General features: G+C 73.4%; 22 protein-coding genes and 2 riboswitches. Of the genes, 16 read left to right on the plus strand and 6 right to left on the minus strand.

Going from position 1 to position 24,075, the window contains the following annotated elements:
* Positions 1 to 347: 347 nt before the first annotated feature.
* The 3 genes from BOQ63_RS31310 to BOQ63_RS31320 all read left to right on the plus strand — a co-directional run bounded on the left by BOQ63_RS31310 (position 348) and on the right by BOQ63_RS31320 (position 3,658).
* A complete protein-coding gene (locus BOQ63_RS31310) occupies positions 348 to 773 on the plus strand; it encodes a response regulator (protein ID WP_030282774.1) in 426 nt (141 codons plus the stop codon).
* A gap of 119 nt (positions 774 to 892) precedes the next feature.
* On the plus strand, positions 893 to 1,969 hold the full coding sequence (trpD, locus tag BOQ63_RS31315; protein WP_030549994.1) for an anthranilate phosphoribosyltransferase: 1,077 nt from the start codon (positions 893 to 895) through the stop codon (positions 1,967 to 1,969).
* Positions 1,970 to 2,124: 155 nt separating this feature from the next.
* Positions 2,125 to 2,242: riboswitch (SAM riboswitch) on the plus strand.
* A gap of 51 nt (positions 2,243 to 2,293) precedes the next feature.
* Entirely contained in the window at positions 2,294 to 3,658 is a 1,365-nt protein-coding gene (locus tag BOQ63_RS31320; protein ID WP_030282778.1) for an aminotransferase class V-fold PLP-dependent enzyme, read from the plus strand.
* Between the two features lie 3 nt (positions 3,659 to 3,661).
* Here BOQ63_RS31320 and BOQ63_RS31325 read toward each other — a convergent pair whose 3' ends face one another.
* Both BOQ63_RS31325 and BOQ63_RS31330 read right to left on the minus strand, forming a co-directional pair.
* Positions 3,662 to 3,943: an Lrp/AsnC ligand binding domain-containing protein gene (locus BOQ63_RS31325; protein ID WP_030240061.1), complete on the minus strand. Its 282-nt coding sequence runs from the start codon at positions 3,941 to 3,943 to the stop codon at positions 3,662 to 3,664.
* Between the two features lie 42 nt (positions 3,944 to 3,985).
* Positions 3,986 to 4,768 (minus strand): rhomboid family intramembrane serine protease, encoded by a 783-nt coding sequence (locus BOQ63_RS31330; RefSeq protein ID WP_050366817.1) that lies wholly within the window; start codon positions 4,766 to 4,768, stop codon positions 3,986 to 3,988.
* Between the two features lie 201 nt (positions 4,769 to 4,969).
* Between BOQ63_RS31330 and BOQ63_RS31335 the strand changes: the two genes are divergently transcribed.
* From BOQ63_RS31335 to BOQ63_RS31365, 7 genes are all read left to right on the plus strand, one after another.
* A complete protein-coding gene (locus BOQ63_RS31335) occupies positions 4,970 to 5,233 on the plus strand; it encodes a hypothetical protein (protein WP_030282783.1) in 264 nt (87 codons plus the stop codon).
* A gap of 137 nt (positions 5,234 to 5,370) precedes the next feature.
* A complete protein-coding gene (locus BOQ63_RS31340; RefSeq protein WP_079184112.1) occupies positions 5,371 to 6,798 on the plus strand; it encodes an NYN domain-containing protein in 1,428 nt (475 codons plus the stop codon).
* A gap of 210 nt (positions 6,799 to 7,008) precedes the next feature.
* Complete coding sequence (locus BOQ63_RS31345; protein ID WP_030282787.1) at positions 7,009 to 8,046, plus strand: C40 family peptidase; 1,038 nt, start codon at positions 7,009 to 7,011, stop codon at positions 8,044 to 8,046.
* Positions 8,047 to 8,385: 339 nt separating this feature from the next.
* Positions 8,386 to 8,539: riboswitch (cyclic di-AMP (ydaO/yuaA leader) on the plus strand.
* A gap of 10 nt (positions 8,540 to 8,549) precedes the next feature.
* A complete protein-coding gene (locus BOQ63_RS31350) occupies positions 8,550 to 9,674 on the plus strand; it encodes an NlpC/P60 family protein (RefSeq protein WP_030282796.1) in 1,125 nt (374 codons plus the stop codon).
* A gap of 225 nt (positions 9,675 to 9,899) precedes the next feature.
* The gene (locus BOQ63_RS31355; RefSeq protein WP_072655323.1) at positions 9,900 to 10,946 is read left to right on the plus strand and encodes a C40 family peptidase; all 1,047 of its coding nucleotides are present in this window, start codon (positions 9,900 to 9,902) and stop codon (positions 10,944 to 10,946) included.
* Between the two features lie 53 nt (positions 10,947 to 10,999).
* Positions 11,000 to 12,166, plus strand: a complete 1,167-nt coding sequence (locus BOQ63_RS31360; protein WP_150476190.1) for a hypothetical protein — start codon at positions 11,000 to 11,002, stop codon at positions 12,164 to 12,166.
* A 43-nt stretch (positions 12,167 to 12,209) separates the two neighbouring features.
* On the plus strand, positions 12,210 to 13,301 hold the full coding sequence (locus BOQ63_RS31365) for an IS630 family transposase (protein WP_030291294.1): 1,092 nt from the start codon (positions 12,210 to 12,212) through the stop codon (positions 13,299 to 13,301).
* Between the two features lie 56 nt (positions 13,302 to 13,357).
* Here the strand turns inward: BOQ63_RS31365 and BOQ63_RS31370 are convergent, their stop codons facing one another.
* Positions 13,358 to 14,713, minus strand: a complete 1,356-nt coding sequence (locus tag BOQ63_RS31370; RefSeq protein WP_050366819.1) for a glycosyltransferase 87 family protein — start codon at positions 14,711 to 14,713, stop codon at positions 13,358 to 13,360.
* A gap of 232 nt (positions 14,714 to 14,945) precedes the next feature.
* On the opposite strand from BOQ63_RS31370, the gene BOQ63_RS31375 reads away from it, so the two are divergent.
* Complete coding sequence (locus BOQ63_RS31375; protein ID WP_072655325.1) at positions 14,946 to 16,082, plus strand: glycosyltransferase family 4 protein; 1,137 nt, start codon at positions 14,946 to 14,948, stop codon at positions 16,080 to 16,082.
* Between the two features lie 62 nt (positions 16,083 to 16,144).
* Here the strand turns inward: BOQ63_RS31375 and BOQ63_RS31380 are convergent, their stop codons facing one another.
* The gene (locus BOQ63_RS31380; protein WP_072655327.1) at positions 16,145 to 17,938 is read right to left on the minus strand and encodes an AMP-dependent synthetase/ligase; all 1,794 of its coding nucleotides are present in this window, start codon (positions 17,936 to 17,938) and stop codon (positions 16,145 to 16,147) included.
* A 324-nt stretch (positions 17,939 to 18,262) separates the two neighbouring features.
* Here BOQ63_RS31380 and BOQ63_RS31385 point away from each other — a divergent pair, with 324 nt between their 5' ends.
* From BOQ63_RS31385 to BOQ63_RS31405, 5 genes are all read left to right on the plus strand, one after another.
* Positions 18,263 to 18,697, plus strand: coding sequence for an SRPBCC family protein (locus tag BOQ63_RS31385; protein WP_030282809.1), 435 nt, complete (start codon positions 18,263 to 18,265; stop codon positions 18,695 to 18,697).
* Positions 18,698 to 18,724: 27 nt separating this feature from the next.
* Positions 18,725 to 19,897 (plus strand): ArsA family ATPase, encoded by a 1,173-nt coding sequence (locus BOQ63_RS31390; RefSeq protein WP_072655328.1) that lies wholly within the window; start codon positions 18,725 to 18,727, stop codon positions 19,895 to 19,897.
* Between the two features lie 93 nt (positions 19,898 to 19,990).
* Complete coding sequence (locus BOQ63_RS31395; protein ID WP_072655330.1) at positions 19,991 to 20,404, plus strand: DUF5304 family protein; 414 nt, start codon at positions 19,991 to 19,993, stop codon at positions 20,402 to 20,404.
* A 192-nt stretch (positions 20,405 to 20,596) separates the two neighbouring features.
* On the plus strand, positions 20,597 to 21,538 hold the full coding sequence (locus tag BOQ63_RS31400) for an ROK family glucokinase (RefSeq protein WP_030282815.1): 942 nt from the start codon (positions 20,597 to 20,599) through the stop codon (positions 21,536 to 21,538).
* 144 nt (positions 21,539 to 21,682) lie between these two features.
* Positions 21,683 to 22,432 carry an endonuclease/exonuclease/phosphatase family protein gene (locus tag BOQ63_RS31405; protein ID WP_072655331.1) on the plus strand — a complete coding sequence of 250 codons (750 nt, stop codon included), beginning with the start codon at positions 21,683 to 21,685 and terminating at the stop codon, positions 22,430 to 22,432.
* Between the two features lies 1 nt (position 22,433).
* On the opposite strand, the gene BOQ63_RS31410 is transcribed toward BOQ63_RS31405, so the two are convergent.
* Positions 22,434 to 23,252, minus strand: a complete 819-nt coding sequence (locus tag BOQ63_RS31410; RefSeq protein ID WP_050366821.1) for a hypothetical protein — start codon at positions 23,250 to 23,252, stop codon at positions 22,434 to 22,436.
* 10 nt (positions 23,253 to 23,262) lie between these two features.
* On the minus strand, positions 23,263 to 24,057 hold the full coding sequence (locus BOQ63_RS31415; protein WP_030282821.1) for an alpha/beta hydrolase: 795 nt from the start codon (positions 24,055 to 24,057) through the stop codon (positions 23,263 to 23,265).
* Positions 24,058 to 24,075 lie beyond the last annotated feature (18 nt).

The raw sequence follows: 24,075 nt of genomic DNA on the forward strand, positions 1-24,075 counted from the left end.
GTCCGGTGCGTGCGGTATGCCCGCTTGGGGGGCGACGGAGGGTCCGTGCGGGGACTGAGCAGCGGCGTGTCCCTTTTCTGACGGTTCCTCGGAGGGTCCGCCACCCCCGTGCCCGGCGGGTCGGTGCACGGGCGGCGCAGTGCCGGGTGTAAGGGGAGAGGATGCCGCATCCGCCGTCCGGGTGGACCGGGAGGGCCAGGGTGACGGACCGTCCTCCGGGTGGGTGAGCCGTCGGCGTGGGCGGCTCGGGGAGGAACGTGCGCGAGGGGGACCGGAGACGGGGGAAACGGGGGTAGCATCCGGATCAGGTGAACGTGGTCCGGATCACACTTGAGGGAGCAGGGTCCATGGCGTACACGACCGACGAGACGCTCACCGTCCTCGTCTACAGCGACGACCGCAACACCCGCGAGCAGGTGCTGACGGCACTCGGCCGCCGGCCCGCCGAGGATCTTCCGGAGCTGTCCTACCTGGAGTGCGCGACCACCCCTGCGGTGATCAAGGCACTGGAGAAGGGCGGCATCGACCTCTGCGTGCTGGACGGTGAGGCGGTCCCGGCCGGCGGGCTCGGTCTCGGGCGCCAGCTCAAGGACGAGATCTACGGCTGCCCGCCGGTGCTGGTGCTGATCGGCCGGCCGCAGGACTCCTGGCTCGCCGCCTGGAGCCGGGCCGACGCCGCGATCTCCCACCCGGTCGATCCGGTGGCGCTGGCCGGGGCGGTCGGCACCCTGCTGCGGGCACGGCTGGCGAAGCGGGCCCCGGCCGCGCGCTGAACGATGTCGTCTCAGTAGTAGAGAAGACCGGGGCCCGGGCGCCCCGCCGCTCGATAGGCTGGCTGCATCCGTACGGACGTCCCCCGGCACGGGGGAACCGACAACAGCTGGAGTCAGCCATGGTGAACGTGAACCCTGCGAACGGTGGTACCGACCCCGCGCAGGTGGTCCGCACCTGGCCGGACCTCCTGGCGGCACTGTTGAAGGGGGAGGACCTCGACCGCTCGTCCACCGCGTGGGCGATGGACCGGATCATGAGCGGCGAGGCGTCCCCCGTGCAGGTGGCCGGGTTCATGGTGGCCCTGCGGGCCAAGGGCGAGACGGTCGACGAGATCGCCGGCCTGGTCGACGCGATGTACGAGCACGCCGAGCCGCTGGACATCCCCGGCCCGGCGGTCGACATCGTCGGCACCGGCGGCGACCGGGCGAAGACCGTCAACATCTCCACCATGTCGGCGATCGTCGCGGCGGCGGCCGGGGCCAAGGTGGTCAAGCACGGCAACCGCGCCGCCTCCTCCTCCAGCGGCTCCTCGGACGTGCTGGAGAAGCTCGGCGTGGCGCTGGACCTGTCGGCCCGGCGGGTGGCCGAGGTGGCCGAGGAGGTCGGGCTCACCTTCTGCTTCGCGGCCAAGTTCCACCCCTCGATGCGGCACGCCGCCACCGCGCGGCGCGACCTCGGGGTGCCGACCGCCTTCAACATCCTCGGCCCGCTGACCAATCCGGCGAAGGTCACCTCGCACGCCATCGGCTGCTTCGACACCCGGCTCGCCGGGCTGATCGCGGGCGTGCTGGCCCGGCGCGGGGCGACGGCGCTGGTGTTCCGCGGCGACGACGGGCTGGACGAGCTGACCATCACCACCACCTCGCGGGTGTGGGTGGTGCGCGACGGGGTGGTCACCGAGACCGTCTTCGACCCGCGGGACGTCGGCATCGAGCTGGTCGGCATCGAGGCGCTGCGCGGGGCCGACGCCGCGTACAACGCCGAGGTCGCGCGCCGGATGCTGGCCGGGGAGCGCGGGCCGGTGCGGGACGCCGTCCTGCTGAACACGGCGGCGGCGCTGGTCGCGATGGACCTCGGCGACGCGCCGCTGGCGGAGCAGCTCGCGGCGGGCATGGCCCGGGCGGCCGAGGCGATCGACTCGGGCGCGGCGCAGGAGCTGCTGCGGCGCTGGTCGGAGGCCACCAGCCGGATCTGAGGCGGTGGTTGAGGGCCCGTGCCGATCCGTCGGCACGGGCCCTGGGGCTGCCCGCCCCTGCTCCGCCCGCCCGGAGGCGAGCGGGCGAGGAGACACCGTCCGGATGGTGGATGGCTGTTTGACCGTCCGACGTACCCGACCTAGAGTCTTCGCCAGGTCATGAGCGACAGCGTCAAGCCCCAGCTGGCTGTCCGGCAACCCTCCGTCCGTGGCGGGGTGCCCTGGGTGAGGACCGGGTCGCCGGGCAAGCCGTCCGCGCGACAAGCGCGGACACCGGACGACGAGCACTCCCGGGGTCCCTTACCCCAGAAGGAGTGCATCCCCATGTCCGTCTCCCTCGACCTCCACGCCCCGCTCGCCGTCCTCGGCCACGACGTCCAGGTGCCGCTCGCCAGCGGCGAGAAGGTCGGCTACGCGGCGCTCGACTACGCGGCCAGTGCACCGGCGCTCCAGCGGGTCTGGGACGACGTCGCCGCCTACGCCCCGTACTACGGCAGCGTGCACCGCGGCGCCGGGTACCTGTCGCAGCTGTCCACCGACCTGTTCGAGCAGAGCCGCCGGACCGTCGCCGAGTTCCTCGACCTGCGCGAGGGCGACCAGGTGGTCTTCACCCGCGCCACCACCGACTCGCTCAACCTGCTGGCCACCGCCGTCCCGGCCGGCACCCGGGTGTTCGCCTTCGAGACCGAGCACCACGCCTCGCTGCTGCCCTGGGCGCACGCCGGGCTGGAGGTCGGCTACCTGCGGGCGCCGCGCTCGCGGGCCGAGGCGGTGGCCGCCCTGGAGGCGGCGCTGGCCGCGGCGCCCGAGGGGCCGAAGCTGCTGTGCGTCACCGGTGCCTCCAACGTGACCGGCGAGCTGTGGCCGGTCGCCGAGCTGACCGCGACCGCGCACCGGTACGGCGCCCGGGTGGTGCTGGACGCCGCCCAGCTGGCTCCGCACCACCGCGTCTCGGTGCGCGAGCTGGACGTCGACTGGATCGCCTTCTCCGGCCACAAGCTGTACGCGCCGTTCGGCGCCGGGGTGTTGGCCGGACGGTCGGACTGGCTGGACGCGGCCGAGCCGTACCTGGCCGGCGGCGGGGCGACCCGGACGGTGGCCCGGGAGCAGGACGGCTCGGTGGCGGTGCAGTGGCACACCGGCCCGGCCCGGCACGAGGCCGGCTCGCCGAACGTCATCGGCGCCTACGCGATCGCCTCGGCCTGCCGGGCGCTGACCGAGGCCGGCTTCGACGTGCTGGAGGCCCGAGAACGGCGGTTGGTCGAGCGGCTGACGGCCGGACTGGCGGAGATCCCGCAGGTCAAGGTGCTGAACCTGTTCGGCGAGGGCTCGGCCCGGGTGGGCGTGCTGTCCTTCGTCGTCCGGGGCTGGAACAGCTCGCACTTCTCGGCCGCGCTGTCCGCCGAGTACGGCATCGGGGTGCGCGACGGGCTGTTCTGTGCCCACCCGCTGGTGCGGACGCTGCTGGGGGACGAGGAAGTGGCGCCGTCCGAGTGCGGGGCGCCGGAGCCCTCGCTCCCGGGGGAGCGCAGCCTGAACGCGATCCGGGTGAGCTTCGGGGCCGGCACGCCGGACGAGCACGTCGAGCGCTTCCTGACCGCCGTCCGTGAGCTGGTCACCGACGGCGCGGCGTGGAACTACCGCAACGAGGGCGGCCGTTGCGTCGCCGACAGCCGCCGCGGGAACTGACGGCTACTCGTCCAGGCCGAGGGCGAAGGCCGCCTCCAGGTCGTGCTGGGAGTAGGTGCGGAAGGCGATCTGGGTCTCGGTGTGGGCCACGCCCGGGACCTTGTTCAGCCGGCCCGGGATGACCTCGGCCAGGTCGTCGTGACGGCGCACCCGGACCATCGCCACCAGGTCGTAGCCGCCGGTCACCGAGTACACCTCGCTGACGCCCTCGATCGCGGCGATGGCCTCGGCGATCTCCGGGATGCGGTCGACACTGGTCTTGATCAGGACGATGGCGGTGATCACTGTTCACGGCTCCTTCGTGGGGTGCGGCCAGCGTATCGGGCCTCAGCCGGGTCGTCGCGGGGGGTGTCCGACCACGGTGCAGGCGTACAGGAAGCCGGCCGAGAAGCCGATCACGTGCACCAGGTAGGCCACTCCGGGACCGGCCGAGTGCACCGACCACCACTGCAGGGCGAACCAGAGGCCGAGCACCAGCCAGGCCGGGAAGCGCAGCGGGAGGAAGAGGAGCAGCGGCACCAGGGTGGTCACCCGGGCCCTCGGGTGGAAGCGCAGGTAGGCGCCGAGCACGGCGGAGATCGCGCCCGAGGCGCCGATCAGGACCCGGGTGGAGCCGGGCGAGTGCGCCTCGGCGAGCGCGAAGCCGTACGAGGCGAGGCTGCCGGCGGCCAGGTAGAAGAGGAGGTACCTGGCCCGGCCGAGCCGCCGTTCGACGGTGGGGCCGAAGACGTGGAGGAAGAGCAGGTTGCCCAGCAGGTGCAGCCAGCCCGCGTGCAGGAAGAGTCCGGTGAGGGCGGAGAGCGCCGGGTGCTTGCCCGGGGTGGGGGTGGCGGGGCAGCCGGGGACCGGGTCGGGGCCGGCGGCCAGCTGCTCGGCGGTGAGCGGGTGCCCGGTCAGCAGTTCGGCGGGGACGGCGCCCCAGCGCTGCTCGTACCGCTGCTCGGCGCAGACCCGGGCCTGGCCCTTGCCGTACAGCGGGTTGAGGCCGGCGGCCGGGCAGAGCAGGAAGACCAGGGTGTTGACAGCGATCAGGGCGTAGGTGACCGCCGGTGCGGGCACCGCCGGGCGGTCGCCCCGCGCTTCCGTGTGGTCGGGGGCCGCGAGCGCCATGGGGCCAAGCATCCCTCCGTGCGCGGCAGGTGACACGGCGGTTTACGGCAGGTGGACTAGCCACCGTCTTCCGGCAACCGGTGGTCGGGGTGGTTGCCCCAGGCAATAGGCTTGGGGCGGGCAATCCCGTCTCCCGCCGCCGACGCCGGGGCTCCGGGGGGAGCGCCTAGCCCACCCAGGGACCAGCCGAGAGGATCCCCGATGACCGTCCCCGCACTGACCGCCGAGACGCGCTGGCGCTGCACGCTGTGCGGCAACCTCACCCGCTTCGACGTGACCCGCACCGCGCGGGTGACCGAGTTCCTGCACTTCGACCTGGCTGGCGAGTCCGAGGTCGAGGAGACCGAGGTGCTCAGCGAGACGATCGAGTCGGTGCGCTGCCGCTGGTGCAACGCCGTGGACCAGGTCGAGCTGGTGGCCCGCCCGGGCGCCGAGGGCGCGGAGGCCCCCGCCGAGCAGGGCTGACCCCGCCGGTGCGGTGGACGGTGTGCGCGACGCGGCCGTCCACCGCACGGGACAATACAGACAAGACGCACGGAGCGTGACGACAGGGGCGGCCGCGGGGCCGCACCCGCTGGACCAGGATCGGAGCCGAGGACGTGGTGGACGCAGCGAGGGAGCCCGGCGAAGCGCAGGGGCTTCAGCCCGCTGCGCAGGCACCGGAGCCGGCCGCCGCTGATCCGGATGCAGCCGCTTCCGGTGCCGCCGCGGAGCGGCCGGCCGAGAAGCTGGACCGGCCGCTGCCGGAGGGCGTGCGTCGGCGCGTGGTCGGGCTGGCCTCGGACGCGCTGGGCGGGCTGCCGCCCGCGGAGCTGCCGCAGGGCCTGCGGCAGTACGTGAAGTTCACCCCGGCCCGGCGGGCCAAGTACGCGGCCACCGCGCTGGCGGCGGCGCTGGAGTCCGAGCCGGCCTTCCGGGTTCGGATAGCGGAGCGGCTGCGGCTGGGCCAGCCGGACCTGGTGAAGGCGCTGGAGTCGGGTACCGTCCCGGGCGCCGCCGATCCGATGGACGTCGCGGCCGCCGCCTACCTGGTGCGCTCGGCGGGTTGGAGCCGGCTGGTCACCGAGGCCGGCGAGGAGGCCGAGCGGGCCGGCGCCGAGGACGCCGCGGCGGAGGCCACCCGGTTGGTGGAGAAGCTGCAGGCCGAGCTGGCCGAGGTGCGGGCCGCGGCGCGGGCGGACCTGGAGCGCCAGCGGGCGGAGTTCGAGGGCGTCCGGCGGGAGGCCGAGTCGCTGCGCAAGAAGGTGCGGTCGCTGGAGAGCGACACCCGTCGGGCGCAGGCCGAGACCAGGCGGGTGACCGGGGAGCTGGAGGCCGCGAAGGCGCAGGCCGCGAGCGAGCGAAGTGCGGCCGAGGGCGAGGCGCGACGGCTGCGGCACCGGGTGTCCGAGCTGGAGACCGCCGCCGAGCAGGGCCGCCGGTCGGCCCGCGAGGGGCGCAGCGTCGAGGACATGCGGCTGCGGCTGCTGCTGGACACGGTGCTGCAGTCGGCCCAGGGCCTGCAGCGCGAGCTGGCGCTGCCGGTCTCCCAGATCCGCCCGGCGGACCTGGTGGAGGCGGTGGTGCCGGGGGCGGCCTCGCCGCACGACGTGGCCCGGCGCGGCCTGGCCGATGACGATCCGGCGCTGCTGGACCAGCTGCTGGCGATCCCGCAGGTGCACCTGGTGGTGGACGGCTACAACGTGACCAAGACCGGGTACCCGACGCTGCCGCTGGAGCAGCAGCGGATCCGGCTGCTGGGCGGGCTGGCGATGCTGGCCCAGCGCACCCAGGCGGAGGTCACCTGTGTGTTCGACGGGCAGGACCTGGACGTGCCGGTCATCATGGCGCCACCGCGGGGGGTGCGGGTACGGTTCAGCCGGACCGGGGAGACCGCGGACGAGCTGATCCGCCGTCTGGTCCGGGCCGAGCCGCAGGGCCGTCCGGTGGTGGTGGTGTCCACCGACCGGGAGGTCGCGGAGGGCGTGCGGAAGGCGGGCGCGCGCCCGGTGGCCTCGGTGCTGCTGCTGAACCGGCTGGCCCGGCCCTGATCCGGGCCGGCGGCCGTGACCCCTGGTCAGTGCCCTTTTCGGGCGCTTTGCGCGGGGGTGTGCGGGTCCGGTGAAGCCGGCGTGGGGACCGCAGTTCACGCCTTCGGGGGAGTGGCAAAACGGATAGATCTTCACTAGGGTCTGGCGTCAAACCTATTTTCCGGAATCTCACCTGAACAGGTGAGTCCATTGGAAGAAGGAGCCGGTCCCTTGGCCTCCCACCGCCGTCCCAAGCAGCCGAGCCGCGCGCGGGTGTCCGTGCTCACCGCTGCCGCTGCGACCGCGGTCGCCCTCTCCGCCCAGGTGGCCGCGCACGCCGCGCCGCAGCCGAACACGTCCGACGTCAAGGCGCAGATCGACCAGCTCCAGCAGGAGCAGGAGCAGGCGGCGGAGAAGTACAACGGTGCCAAGGAGCGGGCCGACCAGCTCCGCAAGCAGGCCGACCAGCTGCAGGACCAGGTGGCCCGCAGCCAGGACCAGATGAGCCAGCTGCAGACCGGCCTGGCCCAGGTCGCGGGCGAGCAGTACCGCACCGGCGGCATCGACCCCTCGGTCCAGCTGATGCTCTCCTCCGACCCGACCGGCTACCTGGACAAGGCGTCGAGCGTCCAGCAGGCCAGCGAGACCCAGACCGAGGCGCTCAAGGGCCTGCTCGACCAGCAGCGCCGGCTGGACCAGGAGAAGGCCGAGGCGGCCGCCGTGCTGGCCTCGCTGGACGCCACCACCAAGGACCTCAACCAGGCCAAGGCGGACGTCAACCAGAAGCTGAAGGCCGCGCAGGACCTGCTGAACTCGCTCAGCGCCGCCGAGCGGGCCGCGCTGAAGGCCCAGCAGCAGCAGGACGACCGCGCCTCGCGCGGCGCGGCCCGGGTCGACCTCAGCAGCCTGCCGCCGGCCAGCGGCTACGCGGCCGTGGCCGTGGCCAAGGCGATGAGCAAGCAGGGCTCGCCGTACGTGTGGGGCGCCACCGGGCCGAGCACCTTCGACTGCTCGGGCCTGATGCTCTGGTCGTACGCCCAGGCCGGCGTCTCGCTGCCGCGTACCTCGCAGGAGCAGGGCGACGTCGGCACCCGGGTGCCCTCGCTGGACCAGGCCCAGCCGGGCGACCTGGTGATCTACGGCAGCGACCGGCACCACGTCGGGATGTACATCGGCAACGGCATGGTGGTCCACGCGCCGCACACCGGTGACGTGGTGAAGGTGATGAAGGCCGACGCGATGCCGATCAACACGATCCGCCGGGTCTGACGGCCCGACATGCCCGGGGTTCGACCCCCGGCCCTGTGATCCGCGCCACCTCCCGATCCGGGGGTGGCGCTTCGGGTTTGCCCCGCCATTCGACCGACCGGTGAGCGTCGATCAGCTTTGCGTGCGGCAGTGATCACGATCAGTCATTTTCACAAAGGAACATGGGTAATATTCCGTCTTTTTTCTGACAAGGATTTGAACGGATCACGGTTCAGTTACTAGGGTCGTGCCCCGAACCACCGCACTGTCGATCACCCAGCCTGGGTGGCGGCGGTGGTTTCCGTCGAGTTCGCGAAACAGCGGGGCAGGTCGAAGCGACTGCCCGACAGGGGAGCCCAGTGGTCGGGGGCGCTGCGGAGCGGAGCCGGGGAACCACGTTCCTCCGGGGTGAATCGGCGCCAGGTCGGCCGTTGGTGAGGCCGTGAGGCGTCGTAGGGCATGCTTCCGGCCCGAACCCGTCAGCTCACCCGGTAGGCGGAGGTAGGAAGAAGGAGTCCGCCTTCGTGGCGTCCCATCGTCGTCCCAAGCCCGCCGGCCGCGCTCGCGTCTCGATCCTGACCGGTTTCGCCGCCGCAGCCGTCGCCCTCTCCGCGCAGACCGGCGCGCACGCCGACCCGCAGCCGACCAAGGAGCAGGTCAAGGAGCAGGTCGACCAGCTCAACGAGCAGGCCGAGCAGGCGACCGAGAAGTACAACGCGGCGCAGGAGAAGCAGCAGGAGCTGGAGAAGCAGGTCTCCGGTCTGCAGGACCAGGTGGCCCGTCAGCAGGCGCAGGTGACCGACCTGCAGGGTGGCCTCGCCGAGATCGCGAGCGAGCAGTACCGCAACGGCGGCATATCCCCGACCGTCCAGCTGATGTTCTCCTCCAGCCCGGACAACTTCCTCAACCAGGCCGGGGCGCTGAACCAGGCCGGTGACACCCAGAAGAACCAGCTGAAGCAGCTCCAGGAGCAGCAGCGCAAGCTGGACCAGGACCGTACCGAGGCGCAGGGCAAGCTCGCCGAGCTGGAGTCCACGACCACGCAGCTGAAGGCGTCCAAGGAGGACGTCCAGAACAAGCTGAAGGCCGCCCAGGACCTGCTCAACACGCTGACCGAGCAGGAGCGCCAGGCGATCAAGGCGGCCGAGGAGAAGGCCGCCGCCGACGCCAAGGCCAAGGCGGACGCCGCCGCGCAGGCCTCCCAGTCGGGCTCCTCCGACCGCGCCTCGCGCGACAGCGGCCGCTCCGACCTCGGCTCGGGCTCCTCGTCCGCGCCGGTCAAGATCGCCCCGGGCAGCTCGCACGGTGCGGCCGCGTTGGCCGCCGCCGCCTCCAAGGTCGGCAGCCCGTACGTCTGGGGCGCCACCGGCCCCAGCTCCTTCGACTGCTCCGGCCTGATGGTCTGGGCGTTCAACCAGGCCAACGTGTCGCTGCCGCGCACCTCGCAGGAGCAGGCCGGCGCCGGCACCCGGATCGGCACCGACCTCTCCCAGGCCCAGCCCGGCGACCTGCTGATCTTCTACAGCGACGCCCACCACGTCGGCATCTACGCGGGCAACGGCCAGGTGCTGCACGCGCCCAAGCCGGGCGCCTCGGTCCGCTACGAGGCCGTCTCCAACATGCCGCTGGCTTCCATCGTGCGGGTCTGATCCCCGCCAGGTCCTCAAGGCCCGGTCCTCCACCACGGGGGGCCGGGCCTGCGGCTTTTCCGGCGGCCCGGTCTGGTGTCCGAATAGGGGTCAAATATTCTGGTCCGGAGGGGTTTGGACTCGCTTGCCCGGACTCGCTAACGTCTGCCACCGGACTCCCGCTCGACGGCCGCCCACCGGGGTGCGGCCGCGGGACCGCGCCGCAGGACTGGAGCCGCTGCCGCCATGCCCGTGCACCGCCGTTCCCCACTGCTCGCCCGTGCGCTGGTACTGACCGCGGCCGCCACCACGGTCCTGGGCGTGGCGACCGCCGGCAGCGCCCAGGCCGCCCCCGGGGCGCCGGACAAGCCCGACCACAAGGACGTCAAGGCGCAGGTCGAGCAGCTCTACGACGAGGCCGAGCAGGCGTCGGAGAAGTACAACGCCGCGCAGGAGGCGCAGAAGCGGCTCCTGAACGAGACCGCGAGCCTGCAGGGTGAGGTCGCCACCGCCCAGGACCAGCTCAACCAGCTGCGCGGTGACCTGGCCACGGTGGCCGGGGCCGAGTACCGGGCCGGCGGAATGACCCAGACCGCCCAGCTGATGCTCTCCACCGACCCCGGGGCCTACCTCGCCCGCGCCCGCACCCTCGGCCAGGCCGCCGAGCGGCAGCAGGAGACGCTGCACGAGCTGGTCACCCGTCAGCGCCGGCTCGACCAGCGCCGCGCCGAGACCGCGGCCAAGCTCGCCGAACTGGACCAGACCCGCCGCTCGCTGGCCGAGAACAAGCAGCAGATCCAGCAGCGGCTGGCCGAGGCGCAGAAGCTGCTGAACGGCCTGGGTGCCGCCGAGCGGTCCAGGATGGCCGCCCAGGACGCCCGGGAGGCCGAGCAGCGCGCCACCCGCGGCACCGACCGGCTGGACCTCGGCACCGCCCCGCCCGCCTCCGAGCGCGGGGCGGCCGCGCTGGCCGCCGCGGTGCGGATGATCGGCTCGCCCTACGTCTACGGATCCACCGGACCGCGTGCCTTCGACTGTTCCGGTCTGATGTACTACAGCTGGCGGCAGGCCGGAGTGTCCCTGCCGCGGACCTCGCAGGCCCAGGCGTACGCCGGGCAGCGGATCAGCCTCTCCGAAGCACGGCCGGGAGACCTGGTGATCTTCTACCGGGACATGCACCACGTCGGGATGTACGCCGGCGGCGGGGTGATGGTGCACGCCCCGTACCCGGGCGCCAGGGTCCGGTACGAGAGCGTCAACTCGATGCCGGTCTCGGGGGTGGTCCGGCTCTGAGCGCGACGCCTTCCGGCCCGCCCGACCCACACCCGATAGACGCGGCCGGTCGCGTGCTGTCCCGGCGCGGTGCGCTGCTGCTGGCGGCCGGCGGGCTGGCCCAGCTCTCGCTGCCCCCGGCCGCCCCGGCGGCGTTGCCGGACGAGCGGGCGGCCGACCGGCACGCCGAGGTGGCCGGGCTGCTGGCGGCGCGGGCGCGCTCGCTGCCCGTCCGGTCCGGGCTCACCGGGGCCGAGGCGGCGTACCGCAACCTGGTGCTGTCGCCCGGCCGGGGAGCGCCGACGGCCGACGGACCGGAGCGGCTGACCGCGTCCGTCGAACTGGCGGTGCGGATCGCCGGGTACGACGAGTACCCGGTGGTGTACCCGCGCCGGATCGAGCTGGTCCGGGACCGGGACGGCTGGCGGGTCGAGCACGAGGAGGGCACGGACGGGCCTCCGGCGCTGTGGGACCTCGGCCCCGCCCGGACCGCCCCCGGCGCCCGGTGCCTGGTGCTCGGCCTGGCCGGAGGGCCCGACCCGGCCGGCCTGGTCACCGTCGGGGACCAGGCGGTACCGGCCGTCAGCGCGGTCTGGGGCAGCGGCTGGCCCGGTCGGCTTCTGCTCGAACTGCCCGCCACCGAAGCGCAGTTCGCCCGGCTGCTGGAGGCCGACCCGGCGAGCTGGACGGGCATGGCGGCGGTCACCGTGGCCGCCCCCGGCGCGCCCTGGCACACCCCGGCGGACCGGGTGGTGATCAACCCCGAGGCGTTCGGGCGGCTCAGCGACTTCGGCCGGCAGGTGGTGGTCACCCACGAGGCCACCCATGTCGCGACCCGGGCCGACACCCGGGCCTGGACCCCGCTGTGGCTCTCCGAGGGCGTCGCCGACTGGACCGCCTACCGAGAGTCCGGCCGCCGTCCGCAGCAGATCGCCCCTGAACTCACCCGGGACGTCGTCGCCGGGAGGCTGCCCACCGCCCTGCCCGCCGACGGGGACTTCGCCGCCGGTGCCACCGGCATCGCCCAGGCGTACGAGCAGGCCTGGCTCGCCTGCGCCCTGATCGCCGGCCGGTACGGGACGGACCGGCTGGTCGCCTTCTACCGGGCGGTCGGCGCGGCCGACGGGCAGGGCGAGGACCGGGACCGCCGCACCGACCGGCTGCTGCGCGGCGAACTGGGCGTCGGCCTGACGGAGTTCACCGCGCTCTGGCTGGCCGAGGTGCAGGCCCTCAGGGGCTAGTGTCCTGAGTCTGGAATTTCATTCATAAATATAGACTGGGGCTGTGGCGCGGACGGGTCGGCCGAAGGTCGAGTTGGTGTTGTCGGAGGATGAGCGGGCTGCCCTGGAGGGGTGGGTGCGTCGCCGGTCGACGCCGCAGGCCTGGGCTTTGCGGTGCCGGATCATCCTGGAGTGCGCGAGCGGCGCGTCCAACAAGGACGTCGCGGAGCGGCTGGGATCGACGCCGCATGCGGTCGGCCGGTGGCGGGCCAGGTTCGTCGAGCACCGGATCGCCGGTCTGGGCGACATGCCCAGGCCGGGAGGTCCCCGCACGGTGACCGACGAGCAGGTGGCCGAGCTGGTCGCCAAGACCCTGGAGCGCACCCCGAAGGACGCTACGCACTGGTCGACCCGGTCGATGGCCAGGGAGACCGGTCTGTCCCAGTCCACCGTGTCACGGGTCTGGCGCGCGTTCGGACTGCAGCCGCATCGCGCTGAGACCTTCAAGCTGTCCACCGACCCGTACTTCGTGGACAAGGTCCATGACGTGGTCGGCCTCTACCTCGACCCGCCCGAGCGTGCCCTGGTGTTCTGCGTGGACGAGAAATCCCAGATTCAGGCGCTCGACCGGTCCCAGCCGGTGCTGCCGATGATGCCGGGCGTGCCGCAGCGGATGACCGCCGATTACGTCCGCCACGGCACCACCACCCTGTTCGCCGCACTCGAGGTCGCCACCGGCAAGGTCATCGGCTCGCTTCACCGCCGCCACCGGGCCGAGGAGTTCAAGAAGTTCCTGCTCCGGCTGGACAAGGAGGTCCCCGAGGGGCTGGATGTTCACCTCGTGCTGGACAACTACGCCACCCACAAGACGCCGGCGATCAAGACCTGGCTGGTCTCCCACCCTCGCTTCCACCTGCACTTCACCCCGACCGGCTCGTCATGGCTCAACCTGGTCGAGCGCTGGTTCGCCGAACTGACGAACAAGCAGATACGGCGAGGCGTCCACAAGTCCGTCCAGGCCCTCGAAGCCGATATCCGTGACTGGATCGCCACCTGGAACACCGACCCGAAGCCCTACGTCTGGACCAAGACCGCCGACGAGATCCTCAACCGCCTAGCCGGATATCTGAAGCGAATTCCTGACTCAGAACACTAGGGCGTGTCTCACAATTCGCGTCGGATCGGCGCGCGGCGGGAATTGTGAGACACGGCCTAACGGCCGGCCGGGTGGTCGATGCCGTCCAGCAGGTCCTGCTCGTAGGCGATGCCCGGGCGGACCGGGTAGGACGAGGCGGGCGGCAGCGCGGCGGGCTCGGACAGCACCACGGTGGGCGGCAGGGGCGCCGCGGCGCGGGTGGAGCGCCAGAGCCGGACGGCGGAGAGCACGGTGGCGGTCAGCAGCAGCAGGTTGCGCAGGCCCAGCACGGTGATCGCCAGCGGCTCGCTGTTCAGGACCTGGGTGAACATGGTCGGGAACTCGAGCAGGGTGAGCGGGCAGGCGAGCAGGATCAGCAGCGCCACCGGCCGCTGGCTGGTGCCGCGCACGGTCAGGCAGACCGCCGCCACGCCGATCAGCCAGACCAGGTACTGCGGGCTGATCACCCGGCTGGTCACCACGAAGATCAGCAGGGCGCACAGCGCCGCGTCGTACATGGTGGCCGCGTTGCGGCGGCGGGCGGTGAAGCGCCACAGCAGCAGCCACAGGAAGCCCAGCACGGTGCCGGCCATCATCACCTTGCTGATCACGCCGACCCACGGCCCGAGCATCTCGGGGGAGCCGTAGTTCATGGTGACCTTGCCGTTCCAGCCCCCGGCGATCCGGGCGAGGTGCAGCGGCAGGGCGCCGACCGACTCGACCTCGATGCCGCGGTCCTTCTGGAAGGCCAGGAAGCCGAAGGCGCCGTTCATCCCGGCCGCGAGCAGGAACCCCACCGAGACGGCGGTGGCCGCGGCCAGCGTCCAGGACCGGCGGGTGCGGCGGCCGGACGGGGTGCCGATCAGGCCGAGCAGCGGCCAGACCTTCACGATGCCGCCCAGGCCCAGCAACAGCCCGCCGATCGCCGGGCGGCGGATCAGCGCGAGCAGGCCGGCCAGGGCGAGCGCGGTGACCAGGAGGTCGAAGCGGTTGTAGATCATCGGGCCGAGCAGCGGTACGCCGACCACCCACATCCAGGCGCCGGTCAGCGCCCGGCCCCTGCGCAGGCCGGTGCGGATCAGCAGCGCGGCCGCGGCGGCGTCGGCGATGCCGCAGATCACCCAGAACGAGGTCAGGTACGACCAGGGCAGCAGTCCCGGCAGCAGGATCACCAGGGCGGCGCCGGGCGGGTACTGCCAGGTCACGTCGTCGAACGGGAAGGTGCCGGTCTGCAGCACGCCGTACCAGGCGTGGTAGATCATCCAGACGTCGGCCGTGACGTCGCCGCCGGGCGACTTCAGCACGCCGGTCATCAGCAGCACCAGCACGGTGCGGGTGGCCACCCAGGTCGCCCCGAGGGCGGCGAGCGCCCCGAGCGGGCGGCCGAGGCGGCCGCGCGAAGTACCGGACTCGGTGGCCGGGGCCAACTCCACTGCGCTCCCTCGTTCGTCTCGACGTCCTCACCTGAGGCGTCGTACCGACGGACGCCCGGGCTGCCGCATCCGCGACCCTGGGGCCGGTCTCCGGACCCACGTACTAGGACTGACCCGGGGGTCAAACGGTTGCCGCGTGCGGTTCCGTTCCCGGCGGGTCATGGTGTTGACCTATCGTACGGATCACCCAGCGGTACACCGAGCACCCCCCGACCGAGCGAGCCGTGGCCTGATGCACAGAACCTTGATCGTCACCAATGACTTCCCGCCCCGCCCGGGAGGCATCCAGGCCTTCGTGCACAACATGGCCGTCCGTCAGCCCGCCGGGAGCGTCGTGGTGTACGCCTCGACCTGGCGGGACGGCACCGAGGTGCGGCGCTTCGACGCCGAGCAGCCGTTCCCGGTGATCCGGGACCGTACGAAGGTGATGGTTCCCACACCTCGGGTCACCCGCCGGGCCGCCGAGATCCTGCGGGCGGAGAAGTGCGAATCGGTCTGGTTCGGCGCCGCCGCCCCGCTCGGCCTGATGGCGCCCGCGCTGCGCCGGGCCGGGGCCGGGCGGCTGCTCGGCATGACGCACGGGCACGAGGCCGCCTGGGCCCAGCTGCCGGGCTCCAGGCAGCTGCTGCGCAGGATCGGCGCGGGCACCGACGTGCTGACGTACCTGGGCGAGTACACCCGCTCCCGGATCGCCGCCGCGGTCGGGCCGCGGGCCGCGGGCCGGATGGTGCAGCTGCCGCCGGGCGTGGACGAGTCGACCTTCCACCCGGCTTCGGGGGGCGCCGAGGTGCGGCGGCGGCTGGGGCTGGCGGACCGGCCGGTGGTGGTCTGCGTCTCCCGGCTGGTGCCGCGCAAGGGTCAGGACACCCTGATCGAGGCGATGCCGCAGATCCTGGCGGACGTGCCGGACGCGGTGCTGCTGATCGTCGGCGGCGGACCGTACCGGCCGGACCTGGAGAAGCTGGCGGACGCCAGGGGCGTACGGGCCTCGGTGCGGTTCACCGGCTCGGTGCCCTGGGAGGAGCTGCCCGCCCACTACGGGGCCGGGGACGTCTTCGCGATGCCCTGCCGGACCAGGCGCGGCGGGCTGGACGTGGAGGGCCTGGGGATCGTCTACCTGGAGGCCTCGGCGACCGGCCTGCCGGTGGTCGCGGGGGACTCCGGCGGGGCCCCGGACGCGGTGCTGGAGGGCGAGACCGGGTACGTGGTGCCGGGCGGCTCGGCCGAGGCGGCCGCGGAGCGGATCGTCCGGCTGCTGGGGGACGAGGAGCTGCGGCGGCGGATGGGCGAGGCCGGGCGGCGCTGGGTGGAGCGCTCCTGGCGCTGGGACCTGCTGGCCGGGCGGCTGACCTCGCTGCTGGCGGGCTGAGACGCGGACGGGCCCGTGCACCCCTCCCGGGAGGGGTGCACGGGCCCGTCCGCGCCTCAAGGCTACTTCCGGTAGAGCGCCTCGATCTCGGCGGCGTAGTCCTTGAGCACGACGTTGCGCTTGAGCTTGAGCGAGGGCGTCAGGTGGCCGCTCTCCTCCGAGAACTCGGTGTCCAGCAGGCGGAACTTCTTGACCGCCTCGGCGTGGGAGACGGCCGCGTTGCCGTCGTCCACCGCGGTCTGCAGGGCGGCCAGCAGGTCGGGGTCGTCGGCGAGCTCGGCGACGGTGGCGGCGGCGGGCTTGCCGTTGAGCTCCTTCCACTTCGGGAAGAAGTCCGGGTCGACGGTGATCAGGCAGGCGATGAAGGGCTTGCGGTCGCCGACCACCATGACCTCGCCGACCAGGGCGTGGGCGCGGATCCGGTCCTCGATCACGGCCGGGGCGACGTTCTTGCCGCCGGCGGTGACGATGATCTCCTTCTTGCGGCCGGTGATGGTCAGGTAGCCCTCGGAGTCCAGCGAGCCGAGGTCGCCGGTGGCCATCCAGCCGTCCTTGAGGGTGTCCGCGGTGGCCTGCGGGTTGTTCCAGTAGCCGGTGAAGACGTGCGGGCCCTTGAAGTAGACCTCGCCGTCCTCGGCGATCCGGACGGAGGCGCCGGGGACCGGCTGGCCGACCGTACCGATCTTCGGCTTGTCCCACGGGTTGAAGGCGGTGGCCGCGCAGGTCTCGGTCAGGCCGTAGCCCTCCAGCACGGTGAAGCCGATGCCGCGGTAGAAGTGGCCGAGCCGCTCGCCGAGCGGGGCGCCGCCGGAGATCGCGTGGGTGGCCCGGCCGCCGAGGGCGGCGCGCAGCTTGCTGTAGACCAGCTTGTCGAACACCGCGTGCTTGAGCCGCAGGACCAGGCCCGCGCCGCCGGCGTCCAGCGCCCGGCTGTAGGCGATCGCGGTCTCGGCGGCCTTGTCGAAGATCTTGCCCTTGCCGTCGGCCTGGGCCTTGGCCCGGGCGGTGTTGTAGACCTTCTCGAACACTCTCGGCACGCCCAGGATCAGGCTCGGCTTGAAGGCGGCCAGCTCGGCGGTGACGTCCTTGATGTCGGAGACGTGGCCCAGCTTGATCGGCGCCATCGCCGGGGCGATCTCGGCGATCCGGCCGAGCACGTGGGCCAGCGGCAGGAAGAGCAGGACGGAGCTGTCGCCGGTGCGGAACAGCGGGGCCAGGCGCTCGACCACGTTGCCGCACTCGGCGAGGAAGTTGCCGTGGGTCAGCTGACAGCCCTTCGGGCGGCCGGTGGTGCCCGAGGTGTAGACGATCGTGGCGATGTCGTCGGGCCCGGCGATCGAGCGGCGCTCCTGCACCGTCGCGTCAGGGACGTCCCGGCCGGCCTCGGTCAGCGCGGCGAGCGCGCCGCCCTCGATCTGCCAGGTGTGCTTCAGCCCCGGCAGCCGGTCGCGGACCTCGGCGACCACCTTGACGTGCTGGTCGGTCTCGGTCAGCACGGCGACGGCGCCCGAGTCCCCGAGGATCCACTCGACCTGCTCGGAGGAGGAGGTCTCGTACACCGGCACGGTGATCGCGCCGGCCGTCCAGATCGCGAAGTCCAGCAGCGTCCACTCGTAGCGGGTGCGGGACATGATGCCCACCCGGTCGCCGGGCCCGATGCCCGCGGCGATCAGGCCCTTCGCGGCGGCGTGCACCTCGGCGAGGAACTGGACCGAGGTCAACTCCTGCCAGCGGCCGTCCACCTTCCGGCTGAGCACCGCGACGTCCGGGTGCTCCTCGGCGTTCCGGTGCACAGGGTCGGAGAGGTTACCGCCGCTCGGTACCTGGTAGAGGGCCGGAAGGCTGAAGTCGAGCAAGACTGCTCCTCGTTCGCGACGCTGCGGGACGGCAGGACGTTACTGCCCGGTAGGCAGCTTCGACCAGGGGGGTCGGCCCCGGTGTTCGAAGTGTCACACCCGGCCGGGTCGGACCAGGCCGTGACCGGGTCGTTCGACTGGCACCCTACGGCAGCCCACCGGTGACCGGCCGGTAGCGTGCCCCGCCGCCCGGCCCGCACCGTCCGCGGCCGGTGCCCGCGCGGCCGAGCCGATCGCCGGTCGCGATAGCCTGCTCCGGGCGGACCGGGTCGAGCGCGCCTCGACCGGACCGGCAGGCAGAGGGACGACACGGAGGGTCATTCCATGGCGGAGCACACCAGGTCGAGCATCACCATCGACGCGACCCCGGCCGAGGTCATGGCCGTGATCGCCGACTTCGCCGCCTACCCGGCCTGGACCGGCGAGGTCAAGGAGATCGAGGTCCTGGAGACCGCCGAGGACGGCCGCGCCGCCGAGGTCCGACTGCTGCTGGACGCCGGCGCCATCCGCGACGAGCACACCCTCTCCTACACCTGGGACGGCGACCGCGAGGTCCGCTGGACCCTCGTCCGCAGCCAGATGCTCCGCTCGCTGGACGGCTCCTACAGCCTCGCCCCGCTGGCCGGCGGCCGCACCGAGGTCACCTACCAGCTCGCCGTGGACGTCAAGATCCCGATGCTCGGCATGATCAAGCGCAAGGCCGAGAAGGTCATCATCGACCGCGCCCTGGACGGCCTGAAGAAGCGCGTCGAGGGCTGACGGGAACCGAGGACGGGGGCTGACGGCATGACGGCGACGCGCACCATCCTGGTCAGCGGTGACGCGGGCGCGCCCACCGTGGCCGCCGCCACCGCCCTGCACGCCGCCCGGAGCGGCCACCGCACCTGGCTGCTGGCCGCCGACGACCCGCACCGCACCCTGGACGCCGTCCTCGGCACTCGGCTGGAACCCGAACCGCTCCGCTACGCGCAGGGCCTGACGGTCTCCCGGATCGACGAGCAGGCCGCCTTCCGCTACGCCGTCGGCGAGCTCACCGGCCGGCTCAAGCCCGCTCTCGACCTGCTCGGCGCCGAGCAGCTCGACCCCGAGGAGCTGACCGCCCTCCCCGGCATCGCCCGGCTGGCCCTGCTGCGCGCCCTGCCCGCCGCCGACCAGGACGTCCTGGTGGTGCTCGCCCCGCCGCCCGCCGAGCTGATCGCCACCCTCGCCCTGCCCGAGCAACTGGCCCGCTACCTGGACCGGGTGGTCCCCGAGCAGCGGCAGGCCGCCCGTGCGCTGCGCCCGCTGCTGGCCGGGCTGGCGGGCGTCCCGATGCCCGCCGAGTGGCTGTACGAAGGCCGCACCAAGGCCGCCGCGGTGCTCGCCGAGTCCTGCGCCGCGATCAGCGGCCCGGGCACCAGCGTGCGCCTGGTCGTGCCGGCCGACGGCCACCCGTACGGGGAACTGCGCCGCATCCGGGCCGGGCTGGCGCTGTACGGGCACCGGCCGGACGCCGTCGTCGTGCACGGCGCGCTGCCGCCGGCCGCCCTCGCCTCGCCCGACGCCTGGCTGTCCGCGCTGGCCCGCCGCCGCCAGGAGGAGCTGGACCGGCTCATCGCCGAGACCGACGCCCCGGTGCTGGTCACCGGCCTGGCCGAGGGCACCCTGGAGGCCGTCGCCGACCGCCTGTACGGGGACGGGCCCGGCCCCGAGCGGCTGGACCCGCAGCCCTGGCCGGTCGAGGACCGGCTCGACGAGGACGGCCTGCTGGTCTGGCACCTCGACCTGCCCGGCGCCGACCGCGCCGGACTGGACCTGGTCCGCCGGGGCGACGACCTGGTGGTGGGCCTCGGCGCCCACCGCCGGGTGCTGCCGCTGCCCGCCGCGCTGCGCCGCTGCACCGTCGCCGGGGCGGGGCTGCACGAGGGCGTGCTGTCGGTGCGGTTCGCGCCCGATCCTTCGCTCTGGCCGCAGGGCTGACGGGCTCTCCGGTCTTTTCGGGGCGTGCGGCCGGTCGGGTAGCGTCGGGCCGGAGGGCCGCGGGGTGCGGCCACGGCTGAGGAGGCGCCCGCGATGACCAGCACCGACGACCGTACCGAGCCCGACGCGGAGCAGGGGAGCGGGCCGTCCCACCCGTTCGGGCCGGAGCTGGGCCCGCTGGTCGACGAGGTGCGCCGGTTCGCCACCGTCGTCGGCGAGAAGGCGCAGGAGACCAGCGCAACCACCCTGATCGCCCTCTCCGGGCTGGCCGACCGCCTGCGCACCCAGCAGCCGGAGGTCTACTCCCACCTCGCCGCGGCCGGCTCCGGGCTGGCCGCGGCGGGCGCCGAGCTGCTGGCCGCGTACCGGGCGGCGGTGGCCGGGCACGAGCAGCGCTGGACCGCGGGGGACGGGGCGCCGGTGGAGAAGATCGACCTCGACGAGCCCGGCCGGGCGGAGGACGCCGCAGCGGCGGACGGCGCTGACGGCGAGTCCGCCAAGCAGTGAATCCGTAACCTTCGGAGGGTGATCGCCCTGTTCTCCTACGTCACGAAGGAGGAGATTAGATAAGACTTTTGAAGCGTCACGGACCGGTTTTCCCAGAATTGTCTTCGGTTAATGTATGCGAGGCTGTGTACGGGGGCAGGGTTGGGCGGTACCGTTCCGTCCAGCGGGAACGAGTGAATAGCTGAGGGACACATGGCTCTGACCATCGGCGTCGATGTCGGCGGGACCAAGATCGCGGCAGGCGTGGTCGACGATGCGGGTGCGATCCTGGCGCGGACCCGGGTCCCCACCCCGGCCGACCCCCAGTGGGCGGTCGACGCCATCGCGCAGGCCGTGCGCGAACTCAAGGAGCAGCACCCCGACGTCACCGCGGTCGGCGTCGGCGCCCCCGGCTTCGTCGACAGCAACCGCTCCACGGTGATCTTCGCGCCCAACATCGACTGGGAGAACGAGCCGCTGCGCGGCCGGATCGAAGAGCTCACCGGCCTGTCCACCGTGGTCGAGAACGACGCCAACTGCGCCGCCTGGGCCGAGTTCCGCTTCGGCGCGGCCGCCGACCACCAGGACATGGTGCTGATCACCGTCGGCACCGGCATCGGCGGCGGCATCGTCCTCGACGGGCGGCTGCACCGCGGCCGATTCGGCGTGGCCGGCGAGATCGGCCACCTCAACATGGTCCCGGACGGCCTGCAGTGCGGCTGCGGCGGCAAGGGCTGCTGGGAGCAGTACGGCTCCGGGCGCGCGCTGCGCCGCTACGGCCGGGAGAGGGCCGCGGCCGACCCGGTCCGCGGCCGGCGGATGCTGGAGCTCAACGACGGCGTCGCCGAGACCATCCGCGGCATCCACATCACCGAGGCGGCCGAGGACGGCGACCCGCTCGCCCTGGAGTGCTACGCCGAGCTGTCCGACTGGCTGGGCCGCGGCATGGCCGACCTCGCCGCGCTGTTCGACCCGGGCGTCTTCGTCCTCGGCGGTGGCGTCTCCGACTCCGGCCGACTGCTGCTCGACCCGGTCGCCAAGGCCTTCGAGCACTACCTGACCGGCGGGGTGCACCGTCCGCGCGCCGAGGTCGTGCTCGCCTCGATGGGCTCCGCGGCCGGCATCGTCGGCGCGGCGGACCTCGCCCGCACCTGAGTGTCACCTCCCCCGGTCCTGTGGCCCGGGAGAGGTGTGAGACCCGCCGGCGGTGGTGCGACCGGGCCCCGACCAATCCCGGACGCGCCGCCGCCGTCGCACTACGGTCCTTCCCAGTGACACCGCACAGGGGAGGACCGTGAGATGACCACCGCGCCCATCGCTCCGCCGCCGGGCGGCCCGCGCCGGCTGCGCCTGCTCAGCTACAACATCCGCTCGTTGCGCGACGACCGGCGGGCGCTGGTGCGGGTGATCCGGGCCTGTGCGCCCGACCTGGTCTGCGTCCAGGAGGCGCCGCGCTACTGGCGCCCCGAGGGCCGGGCCGCCTGGTTGGCCCGGAGCACCGGGACGGTGGTGCTGTCCGGGGGCGGCCGCACCGCCGCGGGGCCGCTGCTGCTCGGCCGACCCGGCGCGGTGGAGGTGCTCGGCCGGTACGACCGGCTGCTGCCCAAGACCCGCGGCCTGCACGCGCGCGGCTTCGCCACCGCGCTGCTGCGGGTGCCCGGCGCCGCGCCGTTCACCGTCACCAGCTGCCACCTCAGCCTGGACGCCGAGGAGCGCCACGGGCAGTTCGAGCTGCTGCTCGACCAGCTCGCGATCGCCGAACAGGGCGTCGTGGCAGGGGACTTCAACGAGCACCCGGACGGGCCCGGCTGGCGGCTGCTGGCCTCCCGGATGTGGGACGGGTACCCGACGGCGCCCTGGGGCGGCGAGTTCACGTCCGTCCCCGAGAACCCCTACCAGCGGATCGACGCCGTCTTCGCCACGCCCGGGACCACCGTCCTCGGTTGCGGCGTACCGCACGGCCTGCCCGGCGTCACCGAGGCCGACCTGCGGGCCGCGACCGACCACCTGCCGGTGCTGGCGGTCGTCGAACTGCCCGAGAAGCGGTAGCTCAGACCACCGCGCCGTGGTCCGGGTCCTCCGGTTCGTCCTCGTCGCGGTCCTTCATCCGGGCGACCAGGGTGACGAAGCCGCCGAGGAAGGCGGTGACGCCGACCCAGGCGGGCCACCCGGAGATCTCCCGCCACACCACCGCGTCGATCAGCAGCAGGGCCGGGCCGCCGAGCACCGCCAGCCAGGCGAACTTGGCGGTCACGTCGGCGGGCGGCAGCGGCGGGGGCTCCGGCGGGACGTAGTGGCCCTCGTCGGTGTCCTCGGCCAGTTCGAAGTCGCGCGGGCCCGGGCCGGCGGCCGGGAGCACGGGACGGCCGGAGCGGGAGCGGGGCTGCGGGGCGAGGTCGGAGAGGTCGTCCGGGTCGCCCTGGCCGGCCCGGGGGCCGGCGCCGTCCTTGAAGCCGCCCTTGAGCTCGTTCTGTGCCCGGAGGTTCTCGACCTCCGGCCAGTTGGGGTTGGTGAGGTCGACCGGGTCGTCGAACTGGGCGACCAGGGCGGCGAAGATCGCGTCCTGTTCGGCCTGGCTGCGCTCGGGGGCGCGGCGGCGCGGGCGCGGTTCCACGGGCGCGGCGGCGTCCGCGTCGGCGGTCTCCTCGGCCGGTACGGTCGGCGCGGTGCCGTCGGCCGCCGCACCTGCCGCGGCCGGGCCGCCCTGGACGGTGCCGTCCCCGTGGACGGTGGCGTCGCCCGGGACGGTCGGGTTCCCCGCGATGCCGGCGTCCCCCCGGTCGGTGGCGTCCGTCGGCGCTCCGTCCGTCCGCGCGCCGTCCTCGCGGGGCTTCTCGTCCCCGCTGCCCGCCGTGCTGCTCTCGTGCACTTCCGGCCCTTCAGCCATGGTGATCGTCGGATTCGGCCAAGTCCGCCCCCGCCGCTTGCGCGGGAGCCAGCCGTCGGATGAAGTCCTGGCTCGCCGCGAATATTTCCGCCGCGTCGTGGTCCAGCGTCGCGACGTGGAAGCTGCGTTGGCACAGCCGCTCCGTCACGTCGGTCGAGGATATCCGGGCCAGCACCAGTTCGGAGTTGGCCGGCGAGACGACGTGGTCCTGCGGGCTGTGGAAGAGCAGCACGGGCTGGGTCACCTCGGGCAGCCGCCGCTGGACCTCCTGCCACAGCCGGCCGAGCGACCAGGCGGCGTGCAGCGGCGTCCGGTCGTAACCGAGCTCCCGGGCGCCCGGCTTGTGGATGTCGTTCGCGACTCCCGCGATGCTCGGGACGAGGTGCCGGAGCACCGGGAGCAGCACCCCCGCGGGGTTGTCGGAGCGCACCGACGGGTTGACCAGCACCAGCCCGGACACCGTCGGGCCGTGCAGCGCGGCCAGCCGCAGCGCGAGGGCGCCGCCCATCGACAGCGCGCAGACGAAGACCTGCTCGCACTCCTCGGCGAGGGCCAGCAACTCGCGCTCGACCTCCGCGTACCAGTCCTCCCACCGGGTGACCTGCATGTCCTGCCAACGGGTGCCGTGCCCCGGCAGCAACGGCAGCGAGACGGTGAACCCGGCCGCCGCCAGTTCCTCGGCCCACGGCCGCATGGACTGCGGCGACCCGGTGAAGCCGTGGCAGAGCAGCACCCCGACCGGTCCGCCCTGGTGGCGGTACGGTTCGGCACCGGGCAGCAGCGGCATGGCGGACTCCTTCGCGGG

It is taken from the genome of Streptomyces viridifaciens, assembly GCF_001888885.2.
GTDB classification, from domain to species: Bacteria; Actinomycetota; Actinomycetes; order Streptomycetales; family Streptomycetaceae; genus Kitasatospora; species Kitasatospora aureofaciens.